The 7,191-nt window shown below is 71.8% G+C and carries 8 protein-coding genes; 4 read left to right on the top strand and 4 right to left on the bottom strand.

What is annotated here, in order from left to right; all coding sequences use genetic code 11:
• Both E0F75_RS34360 and E0F75_RS34355 read right to left on the bottom strand, forming a co-directional pair.
• Positions 1-89 (bottom strand): acyl-CoA dehydrogenase family protein (locus E0F75_RS34360; protein WP_229314895.1); only part of this gene is annotated, 89 nt, incomplete at its 3' end.
• A 128-nt stretch (positions 90-217) separates the two neighbouring features.
• The gene (locus E0F75_RS34355) at positions 218-898 is read right to left on the bottom strand and encodes a ScbR family autoregulator-binding transcription factor (protein ID WP_073906861.1); all 681 of its coding nucleotides are present in this window, start codon (positions 896-898) and stop codon (positions 218-220) included.
• Between the two features lie 79 nt (positions 899-977).
• On the opposite strand from E0F75_RS34355, the gene E0F75_RS34350 reads away from it, so the two are divergent.
• From E0F75_RS34350 to E0F75_RS34340, 3 genes are read left to right on the top strand one after another with little or no spacing between them, the layout of a single operon-like run.
• Positions 978-1,979, top strand: a complete 1,002-nt coding sequence (locus E0F75_RS34350) for a ScbA/BarX family gamma-butyrolactone biosynthesis protein (RefSeq protein ID WP_308189631.1) — start codon at positions 978-980, stop codon at positions 1,977-1,979.
• A 14-nt stretch (positions 1,980-1,993) separates the two neighbouring features.
• On the top strand, positions 1,994-2,950 hold the full coding sequence (locus E0F75_RS34345) for an NAD(P)-dependent oxidoreductase (RefSeq protein WP_229314883.1): 957 nt from the start codon (positions 1,994-1,996) through the stop codon (positions 2,948-2,950).
• 22 nt (positions 2,951-2,972) lie between these two features.
• Positions 2,973-3,737 carry an SDR family oxidoreductase gene (locus tag E0F75_RS34340; RefSeq protein WP_229314882.1) on the top strand — a complete coding sequence of 255 codons (765 nt, stop codon included), beginning with the start codon at positions 2,973-2,975 and terminating at the stop codon, positions 3,735-3,737.
• Position 3,738: 1 nt separating this feature from the next.
• Here E0F75_RS34340 and E0F75_RS34335 read toward each other — a convergent pair whose 3' ends face one another.
• Together E0F75_RS34335 and E0F75_RS34330 are read right to left on the bottom strand one after the other, a co-directional pair.
• Entirely contained in the window at positions 3,739-4,386 is a 648-nt protein-coding gene (locus tag E0F75_RS34335; RefSeq protein ID WP_229314881.1) for a ScbR family autoregulator-binding transcription factor, read from the bottom strand.
• Between the two features lie 302 nt (positions 4,387-4,688).
• Positions 4,689-5,189, bottom strand: a complete 501-nt coding sequence (locus E0F75_RS34330) for a hypothetical protein (RefSeq protein ID WP_229314880.1) — start codon at positions 5,187-5,189, stop codon at positions 4,689-4,691.
• A gap of 331 nt (positions 5,190-5,520) precedes the next feature.
• On the opposite strand from E0F75_RS34330, the gene E0F75_RS34325 reads away from it, so the two are divergent.
• Positions 5,521-7,071: a vanadium-dependent haloperoxidase gene (locus E0F75_RS34325; RefSeq protein ID WP_229314879.1), complete on the top strand. Its 1,551-nt coding sequence runs from the start codon at positions 5,521-5,523 to the stop codon at positions 7,069-7,071.
• Positions 7,072-7,191: the final 120 nt, after the last annotated feature.

Raw genomic sequence — 7,191 nt, 5'->3', positions numbered from 1 at the left:
ACGATCTTCGCCTCCGCGAGCGCACGCACCGACTCCCGGAGCATGTCGTGCTCCTCGGAGGGCCGATACAGGTCGAAGTCCTTGCCCATGATGTGGAGCTCCCCTAGACGCTTTTGGCACTGAGTACCCTCAGCAAAACACACTCAGTGCCATGATGCCAGAGCGCCCCGACGCTGATCTGCGTCGGGGCGCTCAGGGGACCGGTCGGTCGGTTTTCTTAACCAGACGTGTCCGCGAGGTTTCCTTCCCCCCTCTTGAGCCGCTGGAGGTCGTACTCGGCGGCCAGCCGCCGTGCGCGTTCCTCGGTCATCTCGAGCGTGGTCAGCAGGGCCGGGGTGCAGATCGTCGGCAGCACGTGGCGGAGCAGCACCAGGACGCGGTGGGTGAGATCTTTGCGATCACACAGGATCTGAGACATCGTCTGGATGCCCGCGAAGGCGCCCGAGAACAGCTCGGCCGTGTCCGTCACGTCGACATGGACGAGGAGCTCCCCGCGGGCCTTCGCCACCGTCAGGACCTCCGAGACCTGGTCGATCCAGGCCTTGAACGGAGCCGCCCGGTCGACCCCGGTGGCGCCACTGTCGAGGGCCAGCGCGACGCTCGCGCGCACCAGCGCGTCACGCTGCAGCCGGTGGGCGAGGAGGAAGCCCTGGTCCACCAGCTCCTGGAGCTTCACGGGCTGCGGCGTGAGGGGCTCGTCGAGCATCTGGGCGTCGAGCACGCCGAGGGCCAGATCTTCCTTGGAGGCAAAGTGGAAATACAGAGCCCCCTTGGTCACCCCGGCGCGCACCAAGATCTCCCCGATGGTCGTGCGCTCGTAGCCACGCTCCGCGAAGACGGCCGCGGCCGACTCCAGGATCGCCCGCCGGGTTCGGATTGCACGCGCTTGCTGTGCCAAGGCGCCTCCTGCTGTATCGCTGACTGTGCTCGACGTGTGACGTGAAGCATTGAAAAGAAAACCGCGCTGTACGTATTCTATGGCGGGCGGGTTTGCCGCCCAGGGGTGCGCGGGGACGCGAGGGGGAACCATGGATCAGAACTGCCGCGGAGCGACGGCGCACGTCCCCGGGGAGTTCGTCCACCGAGCGGACCCCGCCGACATCTTTCCCACCGGCTGGACGCAGCGGGGAGAGAACCGATTCACCGTCTCTGCTCACTGGCCCGCCTCACATCCCTTCTTCTCTCCGGTGACCGGGGGCCGACACGACCCCGTTCTGGTGGCCGAGACGATACGCCAGGCCACCATGCTCGTCGCTCATGCGGAATTGGGGGTACCCGTGGACGACCAGTTCGTCATGTGGGACCTCCATTTCACCGCCGACCCCGCGGCCCTCGCCGTCAACGGCCTCCCGTCGAACGTCACCGTCGACATCCACTTCCCCGAACTGGGCACCCGCCGCGGCCGTGCCAGGAACCTGCCCACCACCGTGCGGCTCACCCGGGGCGGGCGTCCGCTCGCCACCGGTGGCGGCCTCGCCGGATACACCTCGGCCGCCGCCTACCGACGACTTCGGGGCGACCGGATGGCGGCGCTCGGCAGGCCCGTCCCCCTGGTCCAGGGGGTCGCTCCGCACCTGGTGGGCCGCCGCCGCCCGCAGGACGTCGTCCTCGGCCCGGGTACCCGGGCGGGCCAGTGGCGGCTGAGGGTTGACACCAACCACTCCATACTCTTCCGGCGCCAGAACGATCACGCGCCCGGGATGATGCTCCTCGAAGCCGCCCGGCAGGCCGCGATGATGACGACCGGCGGCGGAGTGTTCCTGCCCACCGCCGTGAACGTCTCCTTCGAGCGCTACGCCGAACTCGACAGCCCCTGCTGGATCGAGGCCGAGGTCGTGCCCACCCCCGACCGCTCGACGACCGTGGTCCGGGTCACCGGCCGGCAGGAGGGCATGCCGGTCTTCGTGTGCACGCTCGCCTCCCCGTCTCCGGAGCTCGCGGTGGCCGGAGTCGGCCTCGACGACCGACTGGCAGGCTGAACCGGAGCGGAACGATGGGCCCTCGCATTCTGATCACCGGCGCGACCGGATTCATCGGCGCCCGGGTGGCGGCGACGGCGACGGCGGCGTCGGCGAAGGAACCCGCGCACGTCCGCCTGCTCGCCCGTGCGCCGGCAGCCGTTCCTGGGGAGTTCCCGGGTCCGGGGACGGAGACCGTCCCCGGCGACCTCAGGGACCCCGACTCGCTCCGTCGCGCCTGCGAGGGGATCGACGTCCTGATCCACTGCGCCTCGGCGATCGGCGGCGACGCGGAGCTGGCCCGCGCGGTCAACGACGAGGGCACCCGCGCCCTGGTCGACGCGGCCGTGAGCGCCGGGGCGACCCGGATCGTCTCCCTGAGCACCGCGTCCGTCCACGGCCGCGGCCCCTTCCGGGCCGCCGCCCCCGGCACCCTGCCACTCGCTCCGGGCTCGGCGACCAGCCGCACCCGGGCGGCGGGTGACCGGCGCGTCATGGACGCCGGCGGGACCGTCCTGCGGCCCCATCTCGTCTACGGAGCCGGAGACCGGCAGGTGATCCCCGGCCTGGTCCGGCTGCTCGGCGCCCTGCCCGGTCCCCTCGACGGCGGAACCTCGCTGCACTCCCTGATCGACGTCGACAGCCTGGCGGGCGCCCTGCTCGGCGCCGCGCTCTCGCCGGCGACCGCGCCGGGTGCGTACTACGTCCAGCACCCCGACCCGGTCCCGGTCGGGGAGTTGCTCGCGGCCGGCGAGGAACTGCTCACACGGCGGACCGGGAGGGGCCGGGGCGCGGTGGTGGACATGGCCACCGCCCGTGCGCTGTTCGCCGGAGTCCCCTTCGCGCTGCACCACCTGGACATGCTCGCCACCGACCACTGGTTCGCGGACGACCGCCCCTGGCGGGAGCTCGGCTGCGACCCGGGGCCGGGCTTCACCGCGGGGTTCGCGAACCACCTTCCGTGGTACAGCGGTCTCCTCGACCACTCCTGAACAGAAGGAAGGCACCACCGACATGTCCGCGTTGGCAGGCAGGACCGCGATCGTCACAGGAGCGAGCAGAGGCATCGGCAGAGGCATCGCCGAGCGGCTGGCCAGGGACGGAGCCCTGGTGGCCGTCCACTACGGCAGCAACGAGAAGGCCGCCCGCGAGACGGTGGAGATCATCGAGGAGCGGGGCGGCCGGGCCTTCGCGTTCCGCGCGGACCTCGAGGCGCCCGACGCCGTCGACACGTTCTACACCGGTCTGGACGCCGGTCTCGCGGAGCGCGACGAGGAACCCGGGTTCGACATCCTCGTGAACAACGCCGCCGCCAGCGGTTCGGGTCGTATCCAGCAGCTCACCACCGAGGTGTTCGACCGGCTGTTCACCATCAATGTGAAGGCTCCGCTCTTCCTCGTCCAGCGGGGCCTCGACCGGCTGCGGGACGGCGGGCGGATCGTCAACATCTCCTCGGCGGTGACGAGGCACGCCTTTCCCGACTCGGTCACCTACGCGATGACCAAGGGCGCCGTCGACACCATGACCCTCGCCCTCGCCAAGGAGCTGGGGCCCCGGGGGATCACGGTCAACGCCGTGGCCCCCGGCTACATCGCGACGGACATGAACGCGCGACGCCGGGCGAGCCCGGAGGCGAGCGCGGCCCTGGCGGCGCTCTCGGTCTTCAACCGGATCGGGGCACCGGCCGACATCGCGGACGTGGTCGGCTTCCTCGTCTCCGACGACGCGCGCTGGATCACCGGCCAGTACGTGGACGCCACGGGAGGGACCGCGCTCTGAATCAGCCCACCGGAGCCCGCGCGGCAGGGACGGCCGAACTGCCCGCCGGTTCCAGGCCGGCGAGTGTTCCGGGGGCGGCCAGCATCGGCAGGAGCGTGCGCCACAGGCCGGTGACGGTGTCGGGGGACAGCCACTCGCCGTTCTCCCGGCACAGTGCCTCCAGGCCCACGGTGGCGGCCACCACCGTGCGGACGAGGTCCTGCTGACCGCCGTGGCCGGTGGCGAGCAGGCCCTCGTCGGCCGCCTCCGCGAGCCGCTGCTGGACACAGCTCTGCCACTCCTGGCGCAGATTCAGGTCCGTACGACGGCCCCGGGAGCAGCTGAGCCGGTATCCCGCGCGGACGACGACGTCCTCACGGAGCAGCCGGGCCAGGGCGTGTGTGGTGTCGGCGAGGTTCTGCAGGGCGTTGGACCCCTGTCCGTACACGATCCGGGCCGTCCTGCGCAGGGCGGTGGACGCCTCGTGCTCGACGGCGGCGGCCACCGCGGGCTTGTTCTCGAAGTGGAAGTGGAGCGCACCGGGGCTCACCCCCGCGCCCGTGCTGATCGCCGACAACTTGGCCAGGGTGTAGCCGTGCTGGTCGAACTCCCTGGCCGCAGACGTGATCAGCGCCTCGCGGGTCCGCGCGGCCCGCTCTTGTTTGGTCACCCGTGGCTCCAGTAGCACCGTGCGTCGCGGTGGCACGGGCGTGCCCGCCCCGTCGCGCCGTTCCGTTCGACGACTCCAAACCGACTGCTTGGTATTGTACGGGCTTTACGTGTGTCCTTGAGCGCTTCGGTGCGGGTGGGGTGACCAGGCCCCCTCCGGGACGGATAGGGAACGCGTACGGGAGTGGCGAGTTGGAGGACGACCGAAGGCGCGGCCGTGCTCCCGCGGGCCGTGGTGCATCCCAACTGACAAATCGAGCAACAGGTTTGTTGTCCGCTTCGGAGGAGACGCGGTGGCCGTGCTCAGCGGCGCGGGTCTGTCGTCACCACGACCACGCCCGCGAGCAGCACCACGTTCTTGACGACGAACTCGCCGACCAGCGTGAGCAGCAGCGGGTTGGAGTGGGCGAAGGCCGCCGACGGGGTGAGGACGAGCACCGCGAAGGTGCCGCAGAGGTGGGCGGTGAGCACCGGCAGGGCCAGCGCGCGGGCGCGCCCGGACATCAGCCAGAGGCCGAGCGCCACCTCGGCCCAGCCCAGCGCGGGCACGAACCAGTCGCCCGCCGGGAACGGCAGGACGGCGACGACGAGCGCGGCCGCCGGGCTGAGCCCGATGACCTTGAGGACGCCGAACCACACGAACACGCCACCCAGGCCGGCCCTGAGCATGCCCAGGCCGTACCGGTGCAGCCGTGGCGCGAGCCGGTCGAAGCGGCCGAGGGGAGCCGGGGAGCCGGCGGGCGGCGGGGTGGCGGTCCCCTGGGCGGGAGTGGTGGCAGGGATCACCTGGGAGGAAACGGTCATGCGCGGGCATCTCCATCACGAGTCGACGCGGGGGCCGGGCGGGGGCCGTGCGGGCGGATCGAGGCCGGGTGGGGCGGAGCCGGGGCGGCGGACCGTTCGGATCACGCCGAAATCCCGGCAGGAGGGTCGGACGCCGTGGGCCACGCTAACCACGTCCCGAGCGCCCCCGCGACGCCCATCGGTTCCTTGCATGCCCGCTATGGAAGAAGTCGATAGGGCGTTGCCGGACGCGATCAAATCTCGCCAGCCTGAGCACTGTTCGAGTTTGTGTTTGATCCATCGACTCGAACCGCGTCCATCCGCTCCCGGCAGCATGCGAAGGAATCCACGGATGTCCCACCGACCCGCCGCCCCCGCCTCCACCACGACCCCCGCGGCCCGCACCGCCCTCACCCGGCGCCGGGTGCTCACCACGTCGGCCGCCGCGGCCGGGGCGCTCGCCCTGCCCGGCAGCGCCGCGTGGGCCGTGCCCACCAGCTTCGAGGCGGAGACGCGCACCGGCCGCCGCCGGCCCGGCACCGTGACCGACCCCAGCGTCGTCATCCGCTGGAACCAGGCCGCGATGGACGCGATCCTCGGCCGCTACCAGGCCGCCGGAAACCGCTTCGGCCCCGCCACCGTGAACGCCCGAGCCCTCGCGATCGTCCACAACGCCATCTACGACGCCTGGGCCTGCTACGACCGCTGCGCCGTCGGCACCCGTTTCGGCGGCGCCCTGCGCCGGCCCCGCTCCGAGCGCACCCTCGACAACAAGAACGAGGCCATCAGCTACGCGGCCCACCTCGCCCTGCTCGACCTGTACCCCGAGTACAAGGTCGCCATCGACAACATGCTCCGCAGCCTCGGCCACGACCCCGAGCTCACCGACCCCCGCCGCAACAGCCCCGCCTGGATCGGCCGCCGCACCGCGCAGGCCGTCCTCGAGTACCGCCACGCCGACGGCGCCAACCAGCTCGGCACCCCGGCGTACTCCGACACCACCGGCTACCAGCCGCGCAACACCCCGCAGATCGCCGGGGCCTTCGACCCGGCCACACTCAGCGACCCGGCGCACTGGGCCCCGCTGATCGTCGGCGGCAAGACCCAGCGCTACCTCACCCCGCAGTTCGCGGTGATGCAGCCCTTCGCGCTGTCCCGTCCCGACCAGTTCACGGTCGCCGCCCCGCCCGCGTACCCCTCGGTCCGGATGACGGCCGCCATCGAGGAACTCCTCGACATCAGCGCGCATCTGACGGACGAGCAGAAGGCCATCGCCGAGTTCTGGCTCAACGACGACGTCACCCCGCCCGGCGCCCAGCAGATGTGGGGACGGTACGTCTCCGCCCGCGACGGCCACGGGGTCGACGAGGACGCCCAGATATTCTTCGGCCTCAACATGGCCGAGTGCGACGCCGCCATCGGCTCCTGGGCCGTCAAGGCCCAGTACGACTTCGCGCGTCCCTCCACGCTCATCCCCTTCGACCAGCGCGGCCGGCAGATCCGTTCCTGGGGCGGCCCGGGCCGGGGCACCGTCACCATGGACGGCGTCGACTGGCAGGCGTACGTGGCCGTTCCGCCCTTCCCGGCGACCGTCTCCGGACACAGCACCTTCTCCGGCGCCGCCGCCGAGTTCCTGCGCCGCTTCACCGGCTCCGACTCCTTCGGCGACTCGTACCGCTTCAAGGCGGGCGCCTCCACCGTCGAGCCCGGCCTCACCCCGCGCACCGACGTCGTCCTGCACTGGCCCACCTTCAGCGAGGCCGCCCGGCAGGCCGGCATCTCCCGGGTGTACGGCGGCATGCACTGGAGCTTCGACAACGAGCCCGGCATCGAGATGGGCCACCGCATCGGCAAGGTCGTCCACCGGCAGGCCATGCGCTACTTCGGCGGCACGCACCGCTGACCCGGACAGGCCCGTCCCGCGGTGGAACCCTCACCCGCGGGACGCGCCGCCCGCCCGTCCACCGCCCTTTGCCGCGCCTCGGCCCTTTGCCGAGCCCCCGCTTTTCGTCGCGCCTCGGCC

It is taken from the genome of Streptomyces sp. CB02980 (assembly GCF_014451325.2).
In the GTDB taxonomy this organism is placed as follows: domain Bacteria; phylum Actinomycetota; class Actinomycetes; order Streptomycetales; family Streptomycetaceae; genus Streptomyces.
Note: the sequence above shows the minus strand (reverse complement) of the source record. Positions and strands in the feature narration are given on the sequence as shown.

Excerpts from the sequence above, each read along its gene's own strand:
- E0F75_RS34345 (WP_229314883.1), top strand. The coding sequence starts at position 1,994 with ATGGGCCCTCGCATTCTGATCACCGGCGCGACCGGATTCATCGGCGCC.
- E0F75_RS34330 (WP_229314880.1), bottom strand. The coding sequence starts at position 5,189 with ATGACCGTTTCCTCCCAGGTGATCCCTGCCACCACTCCCGCCCAGGGG.
- E0F75_RS34325 (WP_229314879.1), top strand. The coding sequence starts at position 5,521 with ATGTCCCACCGACCCGCCGCCCCCGCCTCCACCACGACCCCCGCGGCC.
- E0F75_RS34340 (WP_229314882.1), top strand. The coding sequence starts at position 2,973 with ATGTCCGCGTTGGCAGGCAGGACCGCGATCGTCACAGGAGCGAGCAGA.
- E0F75_RS34350 (WP_308189631.1), top strand. The coding sequence starts at position 978 with ATGGCGGGCGGGTTTGCCGCCCAGGGGTGCGCGGGGACGCGAGGGGGA.